The sequence below is a fragment of the Rhodococcus sp. UNC23MFCrub1.1 genome, assembly GCF_000686025.1.
In the GTDB taxonomy this organism is placed as follows: Bacteria; Actinomycetota; Actinomycetes; order Mycobacteriales; family Mycobacteriaceae; genus Rhodococcoides.
Genome location: NZ_JMLQ01000001.1, coordinates 766,633 through 786,839, shown reverse-complemented (window position 1 = coordinate 786,839; position 20,207 = coordinate 766,633). Strand labels below are relative to the sequence as shown.

Genomic DNA, 20,207 nt, shown 5'->3' with positions numbered 1-20,207 from the left:
TGCGGATTTGACAAACATATTTGCCGAAACTGCAATATGAGGTATGGACGACTTCGACGGTGTGATCAGTGCGATCGGTCCGCGCCTGCGCGCTCTCCGCGTCGCGGCGGACGTGACCCTGGCCGCGGTGTCCGATCGCACGGGCATCCCGGTGAGCACGCTCTCCCGGCTCGAATCGGGGCAACGCAAGCCCAGCCTCGAGCTGTTGCTGCCGTTGGCCAAGGTGTACGACGTTCCCTTGGACGACATCGTCGACGCCCCCGAGACCGGAGATCCGCGGGTGCAGTTCACGCCGGTCACGACGAACGGCGTCACCGTCGTCCCGCTGACGCGCCGGGCGGGCGGGTTGCAGGCGTTCAAGCAGATCGTCCCCGGAGATCGCTACGAGGAGAACCCGCGGTTGGGGTCTCACGAGGGTTATCACTGGATCTACGTGCTGAACGGGAAGCTACGACTCATCCTGGGCGACAAGGACCTGGTGCTGGGTCCGGGTGAGGTGGCCGAATTCGACACTCACCTTCCGCACTGGTTCGGCAGCGCCGACCGCCGGCCCGTCGAGTACCTGGGAATCTTCGGACCGCAGGGCGAACGGATGCACGTGAAGGCGACGTATTCGGGGCGCTGAGAACCTTCGTGGTCAGGGGATGTGCAGGAGGCGCCCGACGACCTCGCCCATCAGTTGCGGGGGCACGATGCCCGGCTGGGCGAGTTCCTCGACGGCCAGACCGTTGCTGAGTGCCAGGATGACGAACGTGACCCACTCCGCGGGAACGTGCAACGTCGCTCCGGAGCTCTCGGTGACGCTGACGACGGCGTCGGTGACCGCCGCCCGGAGCTGCGCCCGGTGCTGGGCGAAGCGGGCACCCACCTCGGGATCGCGAAGGGCCCTCGACCAGTAGTCCATGAACAGCAGATGCCAGTCGCGATTGTTCGAGATCGCCTCCGTGAGACGGGTACTCAGCACCCGCTGGGCTTCCCGCAGGTCGGAGGGGAGCTCGGCGAGCAGGTCGACCGACATCCGCGCCCGACCGAGCACCTGCCGGTCCATCAGCTCGTAGAACAGCCCCTCCTTGGAACCGAAATTCGAGTAGACCGCGCCCTTGGTGAACCCGGCCTGCTCGGCGATGGCGTCGAGCGTGGCGTCGGCGTACCCGCGTCGACCGAACTCCGTCATCGCGGACGCGATGATCCGCTCGCGAACCTCGCTGCGAGGGGGGCGCGTGGTCGGCTCGGTGATGTTCGGGTCGGGGGTGCTCACTCGTGAAGAGTACCGCTCGATACCGACGGTATCGAAAACGTGGTTCGACGTATACGGTGAGGTCATGGGGATACGAGAGTGCGATGTCGTCGTGGTCGGTGCGGGTCTCGCAGGACTGGTCGCGACAGCGGAACTGGTCGAGGCGGGCAAGCGCGTGATCCTGCTCGATCAGGAGAACGAGGCGAACCTCGGCGGCCAGGCGTTCTGGTCGTTCGGCGGGCTGTTCCTCGTGGACAGCCCGGAGCAGCGTCGTCTCGGCGTCAAGGACTCCTACGAACTCGCCCTGCAGGACTGGATGGGATCAGCCGGCTTCGACCGTCCCGAGGACGAGTGGCCTCGCCAGTGGGCCGAGGCCTACGTCGCCTTCGCGGCGGGGGAGAAGCGCTCCTGGTTGCGCGAGCGCGGCTGGAAGATCTTCCCGGTCGTCGGGTGGGCCGAACGCGGCGGCTACGGCCCCACCGGCCACGGCAACTCCGTGCCGCGATTCCATCTCACCTGGGGTACCGGGCCGGGACTGGTGGAGATCTTCGAACGCATCGTGCGGGACGGTATCGACCGTGGCAGCGTGATCCCCGCCTTCCGGCACCGGGTCGACGAGGTGGTGGTGACCGACGGTGTCGCGACCGGTGTGCGCGGCGCCGTCCTGGAGCCGACCGACGTCGCCCGCGGCGTGACGTCGTCCCGCACCGTGGTGGGGGACTTCGAGATCCGGGCCGGCGCGGTGCTGGTGACCTCCGGCGGCATCGGCGGCAACTGGGATCTGGTGCAGAAGAACTGGCCGAAGCGCATGGGCCGCACCCCTTCTCACATGCTCTCGGGCGTACCGGCGCACGTCGACGGTCGGATGCTGGAGATCTCGCGTGCCGCGGGCGGGAACATCATAAACGAGGACCGCATGTGGCACTACACGGAGGGCATCACCAACTGGGACTCCGTGTGGCCGAACCACGGCATCCGCATCCTGCCGGGTCCGTCGTCGCTGTGGCTCGACGCGTCTGGTCAGCAGCTACCGGCGCCGCTGTTCCCCGGCTTCGACACGCTCGGCACTCTCGAACACATCGTGTCGACGGGACACGACTACACGTGGTTCCTCCTCGATCAGAAGATCATCGAGAAGGAGTTCGGACTCTCCGGTCAGGAGCAGAATCCGGATCTGACCGGCCGCGATCTGCGCAAGCTTCTCGAGCGAGTCCGTCCCGGCGCACCCGGCCCCGTCGAGGCCTTCAAGCAGAAGGGCGTCGACTTCGTCGTCGCCGACACGGTGGCAGAACTGGTCGCCGGAATGAACAAGATCGGTGACGTCACGCTCGACGCCGCCGACGTGGAGAAATTGGTCGTCGCGCGAGATCGTGAGATGGACAACGACTTCAGCAAGGACCTCTCGGTCTCGGCGATCCACGCGGCGCGCAACTACCGAGGCGATCGCCTGGCGCGCATCGCCACACCGCACAAGCTGCTCGACGAGACCGGGCGTGCCGCAGCGGGTCCGCTGATCGCCGTCAAGTTGCACCTTCTGACGCGAAAGTCGCTGGGCGGGTTGCAGACCGACCTGAACTCCCGAGTGCTCCGAGCCGACGGCACGCCGTTCCCGGGGCTCTACGCGGCCGGCGAGGTCGCCGGCTTCGGTGGCGGCGGTGTGCACGGGTACCGCTCGCTCGAAGGCACCTTCCTCGGGGGGTGCATCTTCTCCGGACGCGCCGCGGGACGCGCCCTGCGGCGCTAGGTGTACTGCAGCCGGGGAGTCATCCCAGCGCCCACTGCACGTTCACCGAGACACTGACGGTCTGCTGCCCCGGCTCGATCGGCACCGCGGACGAGACGGAGCTTCTGTCGAAGCTGGGCGCCGACTCCTGGCCGGTGATGTTCTCGGTGATCGACAGGACCTTGCCGAGATCGCTTCCCGCCAGGGACGCGTACTGCTCGGCTCGGTCGCGAGCGTCCGCGAATGCCCGTGACCGAGCGTCGGCGATGAGGTCGGAATCGTCGTCGATGCGGAAGGACACGCCGGACACTCGGGTCGCGTTCCCACCTGCGCGGGTGGCGTCGCCCAGCACCGCCGACGCTCGCGACAGGTCGCGCACGGTCACACCGAGGATGTTCGACGCCCGGTAGCCGGAGATCGTGGAGGTTCCGCCCCCGAACCCGTCGGCATACTGCGGGTCGATGGACACCTGCCGGGTCTGGATGTCCGCGCGGTCCACTCCGGCAGCGGCGATCGCTTCGGTCACCGCAGTCACCGCGGTGTTCGCCTCGTCGATCGCCGTCGTCACGTCGTCCGCCGTCGTCTCGACACCGATCTGAGCGGTGAGAGTGTCCGGGGTGCCCTGGATCTCGCCGACCCCGGACACGGAGATCCCCGGCGGTGTGTCGGTGGCCGACGCACCGGACTCCCCGGTCCCGCATGCCGCGGTCGCCGCCACGACGGCCAGCAGGGCGGCAGATCCGATGACCTTCGAGGTACTCCTGGTCCACGTCATCGGGTCAGTGTCCACGACGGTCCGGGAATGTCTAGAGCGACGTGCCCGTCTCCTCCTCCAGGGCGCGGAACTCCGTCCCTTCGCCCGCGAGGCCCGACAGCATGCCGTAGTAGATGCCGCGCGCGTCCGGCGCGACGATGGCCTGGTGGATGGGAACGGCCAGTCGCGGAGAGACGGCGCGGAGGAAGTCGATGCCCTCGCCGATCTTCATCCACGGGGCCGCTGCGGGAAGTGCCAGCACGTCGATCTCCACGTCGGGAACGAAGAGCGAGTCGCCGGGATGCATCAGCTGCCCGGGCTGTTCCGGCGTGCCGAGGAGATACGCGATGTTGTCGATCAGCGGGATGTCCGGGTGGATCGTCGCGTGCGTGCCGCCCGCACCCGTCACCTGGACGCCCCCGATGGAGAAGACGTCTCCCGCGTTCACGGCGGTCCACCGATCTCCGAGCTGGTCGGCCGTCTGCGGGTCCGCGTACAGCGCCGCGTCGGGGTTGGCTTCGAGGAGCGCCGGCAACCGATCGGTGTCGACGTGGTCCGCATGCTGGTGCGTGATCAGGATGGCGTCGAGGCCGGTGATGCCCTCGAACCCGTGAGAGAAGGCGCCGGGGTCGAACAGCACCGTCGATCCCGCCATCGACACCTGAATGCACGAATGTCCGAAGTGAGTCAGCTCCATGGTTCCCCAGTATGCGCCGGATTCGTGGAGCGGTTCGGGACTGGGTAAAGTGCCTGCTGGATCTGCCCTCTTAGCTCAGGAGCTCTCACGTGGCCCGTGTGGTTGTCGACGTCATGCCCAAAGCGGAAATTCTCGACCCTCAGGGGCAGGCCATCGTCGGGGCGCTGCCGCGACTCGGTTTCGCCGGTGTCTCCGACGTCCGTCAGGGCAAGCGGTTCGAGCTCGAGGTCGGCGACGACGTCGACGATGCGACTCTCGACCAGATCGCCGAGACCTTCCTGGCCAACACCGTCATCGAGGAATGGAAAGTGACCCGGCTGTGACTCGCCTCGAACATCGACCGGCCTCCGGCCTTCCCGCCCGGATCGGTGTGATCACCTTCCCAGGCACGCTGGACGACATCGACGCCTCGCGCGCGGTCACGCTCGCAGGTGGTGAGGCCGTCAGTCTCTGGCACGGCGACGCAGATCTGAAGAACGTCGACGCCATCGTCGTCCCCGGCGGTTTCTCCTACGGCGACTACCTGCGCGCCGGCGCCATCGCGCGCTTCGCCCCCGTCATGGATGCGGTCATCGACGCAGCGAAGGGCGGCATGCCCGTCCTCGGTATCTGCAACGGCTTCCAGGTGCTGTGCGAGGCCGGACTCCTGCCCGGCGCCCTCACCCGGAACGCCAACCTCCACTTCACGTGTCGCGATCAGTGGCTCACGGTCGAGAGCACGTCCTCGGCGTGGTCCTCGCGGTACGAGGCGGGCGCCGAGATCCTCGTTCCGCTCAAGTCCGGTGAGGGTCGCTTCCAGGCGTCCGAGGCGGTCCTGGACGAGCTCGAGGGCGAGGGACGCGTCGTGTTCCGCTACTCGGGTGACAACCCGAACGGTTCGCAGCGGTCCATCGCGGGCATCTCGTCCGCCGACGGGCGCATCGTGGGACTCATGCCGCACCCCGAGCACGCCACCGAGGCCCTCACGGGCCCCAGCGACGACGGCCTCGGCATCTTCTACTCTGCGCTGGACGCGATCGTCACGGCCTGACGGTCACCGCCCAGGAGTGCGGCCGCAGGTCGTTCTCCACTCCGTCGGCTGCTGCCACGATGTCTCCGGCCGGTCGAGGCACGGGTGCGTCGCCGATGTTCGCCGACAGCACCAGCGTCGTCGTGCCGTCCGTCGCGGTGAGGGTGACCGCGGTGTTCTCCAGTCCGGACACCTCGGCGTGCGCACGGTGCAGCCACGGGAACCGTCGCCGCATCGCGATCAGGGCCTGGTGGCGCCGGTAGTGCGGCCATCCGTACGGCGCCAGATCGTCGGGTGTCGCCGGGAACTCGGGTCGGATGGCATCGTCGCCACCCACCCGCTCCTCCTTGATCCCGCGGAATCCCTGCTCGTCGCCGTAGTACACCGTCGGCGTTCCCGCCACGAAGAACAGCAGCGCGGCGGCGATGTCGGCATCGTCGTCGTCGAGGGTGGACGCGATCCGGGTGACGTCGTGGTTGCCGACGAACGTCGCCGGAACGAACGTGGGCAGCAACTCGTCGTGGCGCCCCAGCGCGTGGGCGAACTCGAAGAAGTTCGCGTCCTTCAGGGCGCTCCACGTCGCCTTCCACAGCTCGTACTGCGTGATCGAGTCGAGTCCGGACTCCCGCACGTACGACGCGTAGTCCCCGTGGATCATCTCGCCGACGATCCAGGCGTCGGGATGTGCCTCTCGCACACGGGGGAGCACCGCCGCCCAGAAGGCCGGTGAGACCGCGTACGCCGCGTCGAGCCGCCATCCGTCGACACCGCGGTCGAGCCAGTGCGTCATGACCTGTGCGACGTGCTCCTGCACCGCCGGCTCGTCATGGTTCAACTCGACCAGCAGATCGTGGCCCTCGAACGTGCGCGGCCGACCGTCCTTCCAACGGAACCACCGCCCCGCGTCCGAGTCGGGCCCGTCCTGCTCCGCACGAACGAACTGCGGGTGGCTCCTGCCGACGTGGTTGAAGACGCCGTCGAGCAGAACTCGGATGCCCTTGGCGCGTGCCGCACCGATGAGTGCGTCCATGTCGCTGTCGGTTCCCAGACGGGAATCGATGCGGAGATGGTCGACGGTGTCGTAGCCGTGGGTCTCCGACGCGAACACCGGGCCGAGTGCGAGGCCGTTGCACCCGAGCTCGAGGAGGTAGTCGAACCAGCCCTCGATCCGGTCGAGTCGGTGTTCGATGCGGTCCACTGCCTCGGCCTCGGCGCCGACGAACCCGAGGGGGTACACCTGCCACCAGATGACGTGATCGACCCAGTCCTGCATCACATTTCCCCCTTTTTCCCGGTCTCGGCGAGGGTTCGCCGAGCGACGGTCTGCTTGTCGGATCGCACAATTCGATTCCGGTTGTGTAGTGACTGTCACTATGAGTAACTGACGTCGGCGGACGACCGTTCGTCACCACCGCGCCAAGGGAGTCACCATGTCCTCCGACCTCACCGATCTGCTCGAACTCTTCCAGAACCTGTCCGGGATCGTCGACGCGCTCGGATCGATCTTCGACGGACTGTCCTTCTTCAGCTGACCCGATCATCCCTGTGGGGCGAACTCGGCCGAGTCCGCCCCACAGGTGTGCCCGGCGTGGAATGGCAGGAGTCGGCGTCGGATCGGGTCGGAGTCCACGCGTGGTGGCAGTGCTGGTGACAATGGCTCACCCGTGGCACGGCGTTGCAGGTGGTGCACAGATCGACCCGTGAGTCGATTCTCGTCACCGAATCGCGACAATTTTCGGGTTGCGAGCCATTCTTTTGTGTGGATTACTTAGCAAGCGGGCAACAAGCCCACCAACCTCACAAAGGGAGCTCCTCATGACCGACCTCGCCAGCTTCGTCGACCTTCTCGGTGCACTGTCCGACATCTTCGGTGGCGCCGGAAGCTTCCTCGACGGCCTGAGCTTCTTCAGCTGAACCCTTCTCGACTCGTGATGCCGGGTCCACCCTCGTGGTGGGCCCGGCATCGCTGTCTCCGCACCCCGTCTCTCTACGATCGGTGACCATGGCGTCCCTCACCTCCGCGACCGCGGCCGGCCTCTGTTCCTTCGTCGACGCGTCACCGTCGCCGTTCCACGTCGTCGAGACGGTGGCCTCGGAACTGGCGGCGCACGGGTTCACCGCCGTGGCCGAGACCGAAGCGTGGCCCTCCGAGCCCGGCCGGTACCTCGTCGTCCGCGGTGGTTCGATCATCGCTTGGTCCACCGAACGCGCGCCCGACGCGGCGTTCCGCATCGTGGGCGGGCACACCGACAGTCCGAACCTCCGCGTCAAGCAGAACCCCGATCTCGACGTCGCCGGGTGGCAGATGGTCGCCCTGGAGCCGTACGGCGGCGCGTGGCTCAACTCCTGGCTCGACCGCGATCTCGGCATCTCCGGCCGTCTCGGTGTGCGTGACGGCGGCTCGGTGCGAGACGTCCTCGTGCGCGTCGACCGTCCCATCCTGCGGGTGCCCCAGCTGGCGATCCACCTGTCGGAGGATCGCAAGGGAGTGCACCTCGATCCGCAGAACAACGTGAACGCGATCTGGGGCGTCGGGCGATCACCCCACTCGTTCATCGGGTTCCTCGCCGGCGAGGTCGGGGTGGATCCCGGCGACGTGCTCGGGTGGGAACTGATGACCCACGACCTCAATCCTGCTGCAGTGGTGGGACTCTCGGACGACCTCGTCAGTTCGCCGCGACTGGACAACCAGGGCACCTGCTACGCCGGAACCGAGGCGCTGGTCGTCGCGGCCGCGCAAGCCGACGACTGCATCCCCGTCCTCGCACTCTTCGATCACGAGGAAGTGGGCAGCATGTCGGACCGTGGCGCGTTCTCGGATCTGATGAACACCGTCCTCGAGCGCATCGTGCTCGCGCGTGGTGGCGGCCGCGAGGAGTTCCTGCGCGCGATGGCCGGGTCGATCCACGCCTCGGGCGACATGGCGCACGCGACCCACCCGAACTACGTCTCGCGGCACGAGCCCGCGCACCGCATCGAGGTCAACGGTGGCCCGGTGCTCAAGGTCAACCAGAATCTGCGCTACGCCACCGACGCCGCCGGTGCCGCGGCCTTCGCCTTGGCGTGCGAGCGAGCCGACGTCCCACTGCAGCGGTACGTCCACCGGGCCGACCTTCCGTGCGGATCCACCATCGGCCCCATCACCGCCTCCCGCACCGGTCTGTCCACCGTCGACGTGGGTGCCGCGCAGCTCGCCATGCACTCCGCGCGCGAGGTGATGGGCGCACACGACGTCGACATGTACGCCGACGCCTTGGCTGCGTTCCTGGGGGCGTAGCGCTGGGTCGGGCTGCGCTGCGCTGGGTGCCCGTTGCGTCGTGCCGGCGGTGCCGCCGGGCGGTGCGCGCGGTGGTCTGCGCAGGCTACGGGGTGTGCGCTGCACCGGGCGGTGCGCGCGGGCCGCGTGGTGTTACGGGAACCCCGTCGACGCGGCCGACGAATCCTGCTGCCGTACAGGGCCTGGCGGGGGAGACTGGCGGGATGGAGATCGCGCAGTGGTGGCCGGCCGTCACGGCGGAGACTCGGGACTGGCTGGTCGAGCACAACGGTGAGCCGCTCCCGTCCGTCGTGAGGGACGACGTGCTGCGCGTGAACGGCGATCTCACCGACCCGTCGTGGTGGGCCGGTGAGTCCGTCGACGGGTCGTCCGAGCCGACGGACGCGGCGACGGACTGGATCGAGTCCGCGGCGAACGACGGGTGATGAGTTCCGGCGTCTGGCATGGTCTGTCCCGCAGTGATCGGCGATCGGCGCCGGTTCTTCACGAGGGCGGTACACGATGCGTGCGGTGACGGCAGGGCTCTTCCACTCGGTGGACGGTGTGGTCGAGGCTCCCGACCAGTGGCAGTTCGACAGTTTCGACGACGAACTCGGCCAGTCCATGGGCGGGTTCATGAGCAGGACCACCACCGCCGTCATGGGTCGGGTCGCCTACGAGTCGTGGTCGGATCACTTCGGCAACGCGGGGGCGGACGACCCCTTCGCCGGCTTCATCAATCCGGTGGAGAAGTTCGTCGCCTCACGCACGCTCACCGGAGATCTCGCGTGGCAGAACTCGACGCTCATCGACGGCGATCCGGTGGAGTTCGTGCGTCGACTCAAGCAGACCGACGGTGGCGACATCGCGCTGGTGGGCGGCGTCTCTCTGGTCCGCCAGCTCTTCCTGGCCGGTGTGCTCGACACCCTGACACTGATGACGCACCCCGTCGTCGTGGGCAAGGGCCAGCACCTGTTCGAGCCGGGTGATCCGCTCACTCGTCTCGTCCTGACCAACTCCCTCGTCACGAGCAAGGGCAACGTGGTCGTCGACTACGCCGTCAAGGGGGACTAGCGGGCAGGCCGGAGGCCGGTCGGACGGTGTCGGGTCCTGCACATAGAATGACCTCGACATTCTGCCGAGGGAAGGACCCCATCCACCGTGTCTGTCGAGTCCACTCCTCAGGTCGACGCCCTCCCCACCCCTCCGGTCGACACCGTCTCCGCTGCGGCCGGGTCGCCCGACGTCGCTCAGCCGTGGGCGGAGTTGGGTCTGAAGGAGGACGAGTACGCCCGCATCCGGGAGATCCTCGGCCGCCGCCCGACGGATGCCGAGCTGGCGATGTACTCGGTGATGTGGAGCGAGCACTGCTCGTACAAGTCGTCGAAGGTGCACCTCAAGTACTTCGGCGAGACGACGACGGACGAGATGCGGTCGGGAATGCTCGCCGGAATCGGTGAGAACGCGGGCGTGGTCGACGTCGGCGACGGGTGGGCTGTCACCTTCAAGGTGGAGAGCCACAACCATCCGTCGTACATCGAGCCGTACCAGGGTGCGGCCACCGGCGTCGGCGGCATCGTGCGCGACATCATGGCCATGGGTGCTCGTCCGATCGCGGTGATGGATCAGTTGCGTTTCGGTGCGGCTGATGCTCCGGACACGCGCCGGGTGCTCGAGGGCATCGTGCGCGGCGTCGGCGGTTACGGAAACTCACTCGGCCTCCCGAACGTGGGCGGCGAGACGGTGTTCGACGCGTCCTACGCCGGTAACCCGTTGCTCAATGCGCTGTGCGCCGGAGTGATGCGTACCGAGGATCTGCACCTGGCGTTCGCGTCGGGCTCGGGCAACAAGATCATCCTGTTCGGTGCCCGTACGGGCCTCGACGGGATCGGCGGCGTGTCGGTGCTGGCGTCCGAGACGTTCGACGAGAAGCAGGGCCGACGCAAGCTCCCCGCGGTGCAGGTGGGCGACCCGTTCACCGAGAAGGTTCTCATCGAGTGCTGCCTCGAGCTCTACCAGCAGAAGCTCGTGGTCGGTATCCAGGACCTCGGCGGTGCCGGATTGTCCTGTGCCACCTCCGAGCTCGCGTCAGCGGGTGACGGCGGTATGCACATCGCCCTGGATCGGGTTCCGCTGCGTGCGACCGGGATGACGCCCGCGGAGGTGCTGTCCAGCGAGTCGCAGGAACGCATGTGCGCCGTGGTGGCACCGGAGAACGTCGACGCTTTCATGGCGGTGTGCGCCAAGTGGGACGTGCTGGCGACCGACATCGGCGAGGTCACGGACGGTGAGCATCTCGAGATCACCTGGCACGGCGACGTCGTCGTCGACGTGCCGCCCAAGACGGTGGCCCACGACGGTCCCGTCTACGAGCGTCCCGTGCAGCGGCCCGCGAGCCAGGATGCCCTGGTGGCGAACACCACCGAGGGTCTGCCCCGTCCGACCACAGGTGTGGAACTGCGCGAGACCCTGCTGCAGATGATCTCCTCCCCCCAGCTCTGCAGTCGGCGGCTCATCACCGAGCAGTACGACCGATACGTCCGCGGCAACACCGTGCTCGCCGAGCACGCCGATGCCGGTGTGGTGCGCATCGACGAGAAGACCGGCCGCGGAATCGCTCTCGCGACCGATGCGTCCGGCCGGTACACCGCGCTGGATCCGTACCGCGGTGCGCAGCTTGCGCTGGCCGAGGCGTTCCGCAACGTCGCGACGACGGGCGCCACGCCGAAGGCCGTCACCAACTGCCTGAACTTCGGGTCGCCCGAGGATCCGGGTGTCATGTGGCAGTTCCAGCAGGCGGTACGCGGCCTGGCGGACGGCTGTGTGCAACTGGGCATTCCGGTCACCGGCGGAAACGTCAGTTTCTACAACCAGACCGGGTCGACGCCGATCCTGCCGACCCCGGTGGTGGGTGTGCTGGGTGTCCTCGACGACGTCCACCGCCGCATCCCCACGGGCATCGGCCTGGAGCCGGGCGAGACCCTGATCCTGTTGGGTGACACGCACGACGAACTGGACGGCTCGATCTGGGCCCAGGTCGTTCACGACCATCTCGGTGGTGTTCCGCCGCAGGTGGATCTGGCTCGCGAGCAGTTGCTGGCCGACATCCTCACGGCGTCGAGCCGCGACGGTCTGGTCACCGCGGCGCACGACCTGTCCGAGGGCGGGCTCGCGCAGACCGTCGTCGAGGTCGCGCTCGCCGGCGAGACCGGGTGCCGCATTCTGCCGCCAGAAGGAACAGATCCTTTCGTCACCTTGTTCTCGGAATCGTCCGGGCGGGTACTCGTTGCTGTCCCTCGGACCGAGGAGACCAGGTTCACGGGGATGTGCAGCGCGAGGGGGATGCCATGGACGCGTATCGGGGTGGCCGACGAAGGGTCGGACGAGGTGGAGTTCCAGGGACTGTTCAGCGTCCCGTTGACCGAACTCCGCGAGGCGTACGAGGGGACGCTCCCGGCGCTCTTCGGCTGACCGACCTTCCCGGCACCGTCACCGTCCGATGACCGACACCGACACTCGGTCATCGGACGAACTGCAGCGCCCCCACAGTTTCGAGGAACTGCCGGCGTACGTCCTGAGCTCGGCGACCCGCACGGTGCGCAAGCACCCCGCGTGGATCTGGGCGTGGGGTCTGCTGCGGCTCGACGTCACCGGCATCGCGTTCGGCGCCCTGTTCTTCTGCTGGTCGCTGACGCCGTCACTGCTGCCACGCGGCTGGCTGTTCCAGGGCATCGTCAGCGGCATCACCGCGGCAATCGGGTACGGGGTGGGCGTCGCTGTCGGCTGGATTCTCCTGCGCACGGTGCTTCGTCAGCAGCCGTGGTGGCCGCTGCCGATCCGCGTGGAGCGCGCACTCCTGGTCGCTGTCCCGGTGATCGCGACCGTCGCCGGAGCGGTCATGCTCTACGCCTCTGCGGACTGGCAGCGTCAGCTCGCCGCGCTCATGGGTGCCGAGGGGCTCACGTCCACGGGGTTCATCCGCACCGGCATCATCAGTTTCGCGGTGTGCGCCGCGCTCATCGGACTGTGGCGGGTCATCCGGGACATCCGCCGCTTCGTCGTGCGCTCGATCCTGCGTCTGATCCGACTCCCGCAGTGGGTTGCCAACCTCGTGGGGTTCCTCCTCGTCGTGACGGTGCTCGTCACACTGGTGCAGGGTGTGCTGTTGCGCGGCACCATGACCGTCGCCAACTCGGTCTTCAGCACTCAGAACAGCAACACGCGTGAGGGTGCCGAACAGCCGACGGTGCCCGAGCGTTCCGGTGGTACCGGTTCGCTCGTGGACTGGGACACACTGGGATTCGAGGGCCGGAACTTCGTCTCGGGTGGGTTGTCGGCCGACGAGATGACCCGAGCGACCGGCCGCACGGGCATGGAGGCGATCCGCGCGTACGTGGGACTCGAGAGCGCGGAGACGGACGAGGAGCGCATGAATCTCCTTGTACGCGAACTCGATCGAACCGATGCGTTCTCCCGCAAGGCCATCGTCGTCATCCCGACCACGGGAACCGGGTGGGTCAATCCCACCGCAGCTCGGGCCGTGGAACTGATGTACGACGGGGACGTCGCGCTCGTGGCGTCCCAGTACTCGTACCTTCCGAGTTGGATCTCCTTCCTCGCCGATCGCGAGAAGGCGGCGGCCGCGGGGAAGTTGCTCATCGACACCGTGCACCAGCGATGGGAGCAGGAGTCCGAGGCGACCAGGCCCAAGTTCTACGTCTACGGCGAGAGTCTCGGAACCCAGGCCGGCGAAGGCGCGTTCGCGGACATCGCCGACATCCGGGACACCGTCGACGGAGTGCTGTGGGTGGGCCCGCCGAACTCCAATCGCATCTGGGACACCTACGTCAGCCGACGCGATCCGGGAACCACCGAGGTGGAACCCGTCTACGCCGGCGGACTGCTGATGCGGTTCGCCGACAGCACCCGTGACGTCGAGGCGCTGAGCGGGGACTGGCCCTACCCGCGCGTGCTGTACATCCAGCACCCGTCCGACCCCATCGTGTGGTGGACGCCGGATCTGATCTTCCAGCGTCCGGATTGGCTCGCCGAGCCGCCCGGGTACGACCGACTGCCCAGCATGCGGTGGTTCCCGTTCGTCACCTTCTGGCAGGTGAGTGCCGACCTCACGAACGCGGCCGGAGTGCCCGACGGGCACGGCCACAACTACGGGACGACGGTGCTCGACGGCTTCGCCGCTGTGGCCGCCCCCGACGGGTGGACGCAGGCCGACACCGAACGCATCCGCGTCGTCATGAACGAGTACGCCGACGCCGACGGTCCCGAGAAGTGACCGGACTGGCCCGATGGGTGCTGTTCGACATCCCCATCGGGACGGTGCTTCCCGAGGAGTTCCTGTTCCGCGGCGTCGTCGACACCGTGGCCACCGCCGTGGTGGGTCCCCGTGCCGCACTGGTGGTCGGCTCCACGGCATTCGGGGTCTGGCACTGGTACGATTCGGGCAGGTCGGTGCCCGTCGTCCTGTTCACCGGGGCGGCCGGCGCACTGTTCGTCGAGTCGAAGCGGCGAACCGGCACCATTCTCACGCCCATGGCACTGCACTGGGCCGCCAACTCGGTCGGTGCTATCGCATCGACGTGGTGGCGCTCTACTCGAGGTGACAGACCGCCTCGAGGTTGAGGCCGTCGGGGTCGTACACGAAGCCGCCGAAGTAGTTCTCGTGGTACTCGGGGCAGACGCGCGGCGACAGCTTGTCCCGCGCGCCCGCCGCGAGGGCCGCGGCGTGGAACTCCCGGACGGCGTCACGGGTGGGTGCCGAGAACGCCACGTGCAGTGCGGGATCGACGGTGCTTCCCTGGACGAGCCAGAAGAACGGCTTGCGGCCACTGCCGAATCCGACCATGCGGACGTAGTCGTCGTCCGGCCCGCCGGTGAAGTCGAGCAGCTTCTCGATACCCAGTACCGCGAGGGCCGGCACGTAGATCGCGAGTGAGCGGTCGACATCCGTGACCGTCACGTTGAGGTGGTCGATGGTCGATCCTTGATAGAGATTCGGTGTCATGGAGACAGTGAAGCGTCCATCGCGGACAGCGGCAGTCCTCGTTGATCAGACCGTGCCTCAGCATCCGCAAGTCTCACGAATCGACGGGATCTCGTCGATCAGAGCGACCTGTGGACGGTGAGGCACGGCTCGGGGCACACCGCGCTCGGTGAGACACTGAACGGCGTGGCACCCTCGAAACCCGTCGACCCGGCCGAGCTCCGGAGCGCACTGCAGACCGTGTCTCCGTGGCTCGACGACCCCGACCTCCCGAAGCCGCCGCGCGCCGATCTCGCCGCCGCGGTGCGGCTCAGTGCGCGCACCATCGAGCAGACGGCACCGGGCTCGAGTGTCGAGGTGCGCGTGCCGCCGTTCGTCGCGGTGCAATGCATCGTCGGGCCCCGCCACACCCGGGGTACGCCCCCCAACGTCGTCGAATGCGACCCGCGGACATGGCTGTTGATGGTGACGGGGCGCGTGGCGTTCGAGGACGCCGTCCGTGGTGCGGGCGTCACGGCCTCGGGTGGCCGCGCCGGCGAGGTGGCGCATTGGCTCCCACTCGTCCGGATCTGACCCTCACCGCCAGGGCTGTACCGGCGGCTTCACCCACAGAATCTTCTCGTCGGCGTGTGCCCGGCGGACCGCGTCGTGATCGGGGTGATCGAACGCCCACTCGGCCTTCTCGCGCAGGAGAGTCGACACCACCGTCCACGTCTCGTCGGAACTGGGTGGATTGATGTCCGCGGCGCGGGCCACCTTGCGTCGGACGTCCGCAGCCATCGCCGCGAGGTCGTCCGCGGAGATGTCGCGATCCCACAGGTACCGAGCGAGAGCGACGGCCTTGTCGCGGCGGGACTTCTCGGCCGCGTCGGAGTGGCTGTAGAAGTTCTTCTCGGCCACTACCAGCCCCAACTCCCGGCGATGCCCTTGAAGGGTCCGACGACGTCGCGGGTGATCCAGCCGGCGTAGAAGCCGCCCTCCTGCGCACGTGCGACCTCGCCGTCGAGCTCGCACGTCAGGGAGACGGGGGAGAAGGAGAGCGCGCCGGAGATGGGGACGAACGACGGAGTGGGGTTCTCGTAGCTCCATCCGCCCGCCTCCAGAACGGCGCCGTCCTCGCCGAGGATGTCCCAGTACGTCGCCGAGCCCTTCCATTCGCACATGGTGGATCGGGCGCCGGATCGGCGGAGTCGGCTCTCGTCGATGTCGGCGCGAGGGATGTACCAGGTGGGCGGGTGGCTGGTCTCGAGCACCCGGTACGCGGACGTGCTGTCGGCGACGACCACGTCTCCGAACCGGACGACGAGTCGCTTGTCCGACGCTTCGAGCGCGGGCGGTCGGGGGTAGTCCCACACCGATTCCTGGCCCTCGCCGGGCTGTTCGGGGGTCACGCCGTACGGGAGTCTGCTGGCCATGCGTCCATCATGGCACCGATGAACGAGTCGGGGATCACACCGAGCGGCGGTATCGATTGCCGCCGGGGGCTGGTTCGAGGTCGTGATGGCCGTAGACTCACGCAGTGTGTGTGCAGCGCATCTTCTGCACCCCACCCCTCGCCGTAGTCAAGGAGAGCGCGTCGTGACTCGTGAACCATCGGTCCACAGCCCGAATCTGCTCGATGACACATCCGGTCCGGAACTGGACATCAACGAGAACGACCCGCGCGAGGAATGCGGCGTTTTCGGTGTGTGGGCTCCGGGCGAGGACGTCGCCAAGATGACCTATTATGGTCTCTACGCTCTGCAGCATCGCGGTCAGGAGGCTGCCGGCATCGCCGTCGCCGACGGCTCGCAGGTGCTGGTGTTCAAGGATCTCGGCCTGGTCAGCCAGGTGTTCGACGAGCAGACTCTCGGCGCCATGAGCGGCCACATCGCCATCGGGCACTGCCGGTACTCCACCACCGGATCGACGACGTGGGAGAACGCGCAGCCCATCTTCCGCACCACCGCGGCCGGCAGCGGCATCGCCCTGGGCCACAACGGCAACCTCGTGAACACGGCCGAGTTGTCGGAGCGGGCGCGCGACGCCGGCATCATGGGCCGCCCGCGCGGGACCGGTGCCACCTCCGACTCGGACATCGTGGGCGCACTGCTGGCGCACGGCGCCGCGGACAGCACCATTGAGCAGGCGGCCATGGAACTGCTGCCGACGCTGAAGGGTGCCTTCTGCCTCACGTTCATGGACGAGCACACCCTTTACGCGGCGCGTGACCCCCACGGTGTGCGCCCGTTGTCCCTGGGCCGTCTCGACCGCGGCTGGGTCGTGGCCTCGGAGACCGCCGCCCTCGACATCGTCGGCGCCTCGTTCGTCCGCGACATCGAGCCGGGCGAGCTGCTCGCCATCGACGCGGACGGTGTGCGATCCTCCCGCTTCGCCGCGCCCGAGCCCAAGGGCTGCATCTTCGAGTACGTCTATCTCGCGCGCCCCGACAGCGTCATCGGTGGCCGGTCGGTCCACTCGACCCGCGTCGAGATCGGCCGCCGCCTGGCCGAGGAGCACCCCGCCGAGGGCGATCTGGTGATCCCTGTCCCGGAATCGGGAACGCCCGCCGCCGTCGGCTACGCGCAGGGTTCCGGCATCCCGTACGGCCAGGGCCTGATGAAGAACGCGTACGTCGGACGCACGTTCATCCAGCCGTCGCAGACCATCCGTCAGCTCGGCATCCGGCTGAAGCTCAACCCTCTCCGCGAGGTCATCCGGGGCAAGCGCCTCATCGTGGTGGACGACTCGATCGTCCGCGGCAACACCCAGCGGGCCCTGGTACGCATGCTGCGCGAGGCGGGCGCGCTCGAGATCCACGTGCGCATCGCGTCGCCGCCGGTCCGCTGGCCGTGCTTCTACGGCATCGACTTCGCCTCGCCCGCGGAACTGATCGCCAACGGCATGGACTCCGAGGACGGCATGCTCGAGGGTGTGCGGCAGGCCATCGGCGCCGATTCGCTGGGCTACATCTCGATCGAGGGCATGATCGCCGCCTCGGAGCAGCCCGCGACGCGGCTGTGCTCCGCCTGCTTCGACGGCAAGTACCCCATCGAGCTCCCCAAGGAGACCGCCATGGGCAAGAACGTCCTCGAGGGCATGTTGGCGACCGCAGCGGGCATCGCGATGCCCGCTGCCGTCGACAACGTGAGCGCTCTCTCGCGCCCCTGACACCCAGATGCTGATCCGGCTCGCGATCGCCGAGGCGATCGCGACGGGAACGATCCGGGTGCAGTACCGGCGCTGGGCGAAGCGGCGCGTCAAGGCAGGTACGTGGATCCACACGCCGGCCGGTGTCGTCGTCGTGGACTCGATCACCGAGTGCGACCCCGAGTCGCTCACGGACGACGATGCCCGCGCGGCGGGGGAGCCCTCGATCTCGGCCTTGCGCAAGGGGTTTCGGGGCGCTGACGGTGATCCCGTCTGGCGGGTCGAGGTGTCGTTCGGTGGCGAGGACCCGCGAGTGGGGCTGCGTGCGGACGACGATCTGTCCGACGACGACGTCGCCATGGTGACCACGAAGCTCGATCGCATGGACGAGCGTGCCGACGCGCCGTGGGCCTGGCGCACCCTCGAGCTGATCCGGGAGCGCCCGGCGGTGCTGGCGGCGGACCTCGGCGCCGTGCTGGGACTCGAACGCGACGTGTTCAAGCCGAGGGTGCGACGGCTGAAGGCGCTGGGTCTGACCGAGAGTCTGAAGGTGGGATATCGGCTGTCTCCGCGAGGCGAGAAGCTGTTGGACATCAGGCGGTCGGACAGGTAAGTACCGGTCATGTTAAAAATTTCGTGTGGTTCGACACATGAACGACATGCGCACTCGGTAACGTGCCGTTCACCGAACCACCGGAACGACCCGGCCGGACGGGACGCGACGCGCGCTTCCGACACCGCGGGCCCAGACTCACGAAGGACATCCACACCATGAGCGTGCCCTCCCGAGGACGCACGGCGCGGCGCACCGCAGCCGTGTCCATCCTGTCCGTCGCGGCTCTCACCGCGGCAGCGTGCGGCTCCGGCCGCACCGACGACGGCGGCGGCGCAGGCGGTGAGGGCGGCGGCGAGGCGCTCGTCGTCGGCACCACCGACCAGGTCTACTCGCTCGATCCTGCCGCCTCGTACGACAACGGCTCGTTCACGATCATGAACCAGGTCTATCCGTTCCTGATGAACTACGCCCCCGGCAGCGACGAACTGCAGCCCGACGCCGCCGAGAGCTGCGAGTTCAGTCAGCCGACGGTCTACACCTGCACGCTGAAGGACGACCTGACCTTCGCCAACGGCCACGCGCTGACCAGCGAGGACGTCAAGTTCTCGTTCGATCGCATCGTGTCCATCAACGATCCCAACGGCCCGTCCTCGCTGCTGGCCAACCTGGACTCGGTGGCCGCGCCGGACGACAAGACCGTCGAGTTCACGCTGAAGGCCGCGAACGACCAGACCTTCCCCCAGGTTCTCGCCACCAACACCGGGCCCATCATCGACTCCGAGGTCTTTCCGGCCGACTCGATCTTGGACGACAACGCGGTCGTGGCGGCCAAGCCCTTCGCCGGCCCCTACTCGATCGACAGCTACGAGAAGAACTCCCTCGTCAGCTTCTCCGCCGCGGCGGACTACAAGGGCGTGCTGGGCGAGCCCAAGACCGGATCGGTCACCCTGCGCACCTACACCAGCGCGGACAACCTCAAGCTCGACATGCAGAACAAGTCCATCGATGTCGCGTGGCGTTCGCTGACCCCGACCGACATCGAGTCGCTCGACCAGGTGGACGGCCTCACCGTCCACGAGGGCCCCGGCGGCGAGCTCCGCTACATCGTCTTCAACCAGAACACGATGCCCGGCGGCACACCCGAGCAGAAGCTCGCGATCCGCAAGGCCATGGCCGCCTCGGTGGACCGTGACGCACTGTCGGAGAACGTCTACAAGGGCACGTTCACGCCGGCGTGGTCCGTGGTGCCCAGTGGCCTCGAGGGCGCGAACACCGCGTTCAAGGACGTCTACGGCGAGGCCCCGAACAAGGACGAGGCAGCGAAGTTCCTGTCCGACGCCGGTGTGCAGACCCCGGTCGCGGTCAATCTGCAGTACAACCCCGATCACTACGGTTCCTCGTCGTCGGAGGAGTACGCAGCGGTCAAGGCGCAGCTCGAGAGCTCGGGCCTGTTCACGGTGAACCTGCAGTCCACCGAGTGGAACACCTACAACAAGGAACGCGTCGCGGACACGTACCCCGTCTACCAGCTCGGCTGGTTCCCGGACTTCCCGGATGCGGACAACTACCTGACGCCGTTCTTCGCACCGGACAACTTCCTGCAGAACCACTTCGAGAACCCCGAGATCACTGCGCTGATCGACTCCGAGCGGACCGAGACCGACCCGGCTCGCCGCTCCGAGATCATCGGTGAGATCCAGACGCGGATGGCGCAGGACTTCGTGTCCACGCTGCCGCTCCTCGAGGGCAAGCAGATCGCGATCTCGACGGACGAGGTCCAGGGTGTCGACGAGACTCTCGACGCCTCGTTCAAGTTCCGCTTCACCCCGCTCACGAAGGGCTGAT

21 protein-coding genes are annotated in these 20,207 nt (G+C 67.8%); 14 read left to right on the top strand and 7 right to left on the bottom strand.

The window, feature by feature from the left end; all coding sequences use genetic code 11:
• The first annotated feature begins 43 nt into the window (after positions 1–43).
• Positions 44–625 (top strand): helix-turn-helix domain-containing protein, encoded by a 582-nt coding sequence (locus BR07_RS0103885; RefSeq protein WP_027504307.1) that lies wholly within the window; start codon positions 44–46, stop codon positions 623–625.
• Positions 626–637: 12 nt separating this feature from the next.
• Here the strand turns inward: BR07_RS0103885 and BR07_RS0103880 are convergent, their stop codons facing one another.
• Positions 638–1,258, bottom strand: a complete 621-nt coding sequence (locus BR07_RS0103880) for a TetR/AcrR family transcriptional regulator (protein WP_051612989.1) — start codon at positions 1,256–1,258, stop codon at positions 638–640.
• 64 nt (positions 1,259–1,322) lie between these two features.
• Between BR07_RS0103880 and BR07_RS0103875 the strand changes: the two genes are divergently transcribed.
• Positions 1,323–2,981, top strand: a complete 1,659-nt coding sequence (locus BR07_RS0103875; RefSeq protein ID WP_027504305.1) for an FAD-binding dehydrogenase — start codon at positions 1,323–1,325, stop codon at positions 2,979–2,981.
• Positions 2,982–3,000: 19 nt separating this feature from the next.
• Here BR07_RS0103875 and BR07_RS0103870 read toward each other — a convergent pair whose 3' ends face one another.
• Entirely contained in the window at positions 3,001–3,735 is a 735-nt protein-coding gene (locus BR07_RS0103870) for an SIMPL domain-containing protein (protein ID WP_027504304.1), read from the bottom strand.
• A 31-nt stretch (positions 3,736–3,766) separates the two neighbouring features.
• Positions 3,767–4,411, bottom strand: coding sequence for an MBL fold metallo-hydrolase (locus BR07_RS0103865; protein ID WP_027504303.1), 645 nt, complete (start codon positions 4,409–4,411; stop codon positions 3,767–3,769).
• Positions 4,412–4,500: 89 nt separating this feature from the next.
• Between BR07_RS0103865 and purS the strand changes: the two genes are divergently transcribed.
• Positions 4,501–4,734, top strand: coding sequence for a phosphoribosylformylglycinamidine synthase subunit PurS (purS, locus tag BR07_RS0103860; RefSeq protein WP_027504302.1), 234 nt, complete (start codon positions 4,501–4,503; stop codon positions 4,732–4,734).
• Entirely contained in the window at positions 4,713–5,441 is a 729-nt protein-coding gene (gene purQ / locus BR07_RS0103855; protein WP_051612988.1) for a phosphoribosylformylglycinamidine synthase subunit PurQ, read from the top strand. Before purS ends, purQ begins: the two co-directional genes overlap by 22 nt.
• On the opposite strand, the gene BR07_RS0103850 is transcribed toward purQ, so the two are convergent.
• Positions 5,431–6,693: an alpha-amylase family protein gene (locus BR07_RS0103850; protein WP_027504300.1), complete on the bottom strand. Its 1,263-nt coding sequence runs from the start codon at positions 6,691–6,693 to the stop codon at positions 5,431–5,433. The genes purQ and BR07_RS0103850 overlap by 11 nt on opposite strands.
• Before the next feature lie 729 nt (positions 6,694–7,422).
• Between BR07_RS0103850 and BR07_RS0103835 the strand changes: the two genes are divergently transcribed.
• The 6 genes from BR07_RS0103835 to BR07_RS23175 all read left to right on the top strand — a co-directional run bounded on the left by BR07_RS0103835 (position 7,423) and on the right by BR07_RS23175 (position 14,316).
• Positions 7,423–8,697 (top strand): M18 family aminopeptidase, encoded by a 1,275-nt coding sequence (locus tag BR07_RS0103835; protein ID WP_027504299.1) that lies wholly within the window; start codon positions 7,423–7,425, stop codon positions 8,695–8,697.
• A gap of 203 nt (positions 8,698–8,900) precedes the next feature.
• Positions 8,901–9,122, top strand: coding sequence for a hypothetical protein (locus tag BR07_RS0103830; protein WP_027504298.1), 222 nt, complete (start codon positions 8,901–8,903; stop codon positions 9,120–9,122).
• Between the two features lie 85 nt (positions 9,123–9,207).
• Entirely contained in the window at positions 9,208–9,750 is a 543-nt protein-coding gene (locus BR07_RS23185) for a dihydrofolate reductase family protein (RefSeq protein WP_197027713.1), read from the top strand.
• A gap of 87 nt (positions 9,751–9,837) precedes the next feature.
• On the top strand, positions 9,838–12,147 hold the full coding sequence (gene purL / locus BR07_RS23180; protein ID WP_051612987.1) for a phosphoribosylformylglycinamidine synthase subunit PurL: 2,310 nt from the start codon (positions 9,838–9,840) through the stop codon (positions 12,145–12,147).
• 28 nt (positions 12,148–12,175) lie between these two features.
• On the top strand, positions 12,176–13,969 hold the full coding sequence (locus BR07_RS0103810) for an alpha/beta hydrolase (protein WP_027504297.1): 1,794 nt from the start codon (positions 12,176–12,178) through the stop codon (positions 13,967–13,969).
• Positions 13,966–14,316 carry a CPBP family intramembrane glutamic endopeptidase gene (locus BR07_RS23175; RefSeq protein WP_051612986.1) on the top strand — a complete coding sequence of 117 codons (351 nt, stop codon included), beginning with the start codon at positions 13,966–13,968 and terminating at the stop codon, positions 14,314–14,316. The genes BR07_RS0103810 and BR07_RS23175 overlap by 4 nt, the downstream gene beginning before the upstream one ends.
• Here BR07_RS23175 and BR07_RS0103800 read toward each other — a convergent pair.
• Positions 14,285–14,698, bottom strand: coding sequence for a VOC family protein (locus tag BR07_RS0103800; protein ID WP_027504296.1), 414 nt, complete (start codon positions 14,696–14,698; stop codon positions 14,285–14,287). The genes BR07_RS23175 and BR07_RS0103800 overlap by 32 nt on opposite strands.
• Positions 14,699–14,863: 165 nt before the next feature.
• Between BR07_RS0103800 and BR07_RS0103795 the strand changes: the two genes are divergently transcribed.
• Positions 14,864–15,250 carry a sterol carrier family protein gene (locus BR07_RS0103795; RefSeq protein WP_027504295.1) on the top strand — a complete coding sequence of 129 codons (387 nt, stop codon included), beginning with the start codon at positions 14,864–14,866 and terminating at the stop codon, positions 15,248–15,250.
• A gap of 3 nt (positions 15,251–15,253) precedes the next feature.
• Here the strand turns inward: BR07_RS0103795 and BR07_RS0103790 are convergent, their stop codons facing one another.
• Positions 15,254–15,577, bottom strand: a complete 324-nt coding sequence (locus BR07_RS0103790) for a hypothetical protein (protein ID WP_027504294.1) — start codon at positions 15,575–15,577, stop codon at positions 15,254–15,256.
• Positions 15,577–16,092: a DUF427 domain-containing protein gene (locus BR07_RS0103785; RefSeq protein WP_027504293.1), complete on the bottom strand. Its 516-nt coding sequence runs from the start codon at positions 16,090–16,092 to the stop codon at positions 15,577–15,579. The genes BR07_RS0103790 and BR07_RS0103785 overlap by 1 nt, the downstream gene beginning before the upstream one ends.
• 163 nt (positions 16,093–16,255) lie before the next feature.
• Between BR07_RS0103785 and purF the strand changes: the two genes are divergently transcribed.
• The 3 genes from purF (at position 16,256) to BR07_RS0103770 (ending at position 20,206) form a co-directional block, all read left to right on the top strand.
• A complete protein-coding gene (purF, locus tag BR07_RS0103780) occupies positions 16,256–17,827 on the top strand; it encodes an amidophosphoribosyltransferase (protein WP_027504292.1) in 1,572 nt (523 codons plus the stop codon).
• A 7-nt stretch (positions 17,828–17,834) separates the two neighbouring features.
• Positions 17,835–18,419, top strand: coding sequence for an ASCH domain-containing protein (locus BR07_RS0103775; RefSeq protein WP_027504291.1), 585 nt, complete (start codon positions 17,835–17,837; stop codon positions 18,417–18,419).
• Positions 18,420–18,577: 158 nt separating this feature from the next.
• Positions 18,578–20,206: an ABC transporter substrate-binding protein gene (locus BR07_RS0103770; RefSeq protein WP_051613072.1), complete on the top strand. Its 1,629-nt coding sequence runs from the start codon at positions 18,578–18,580 to the stop codon at positions 20,204–20,206.
• The last annotated feature ends 1 nt before the right edge of the window (position 20,207 follow it).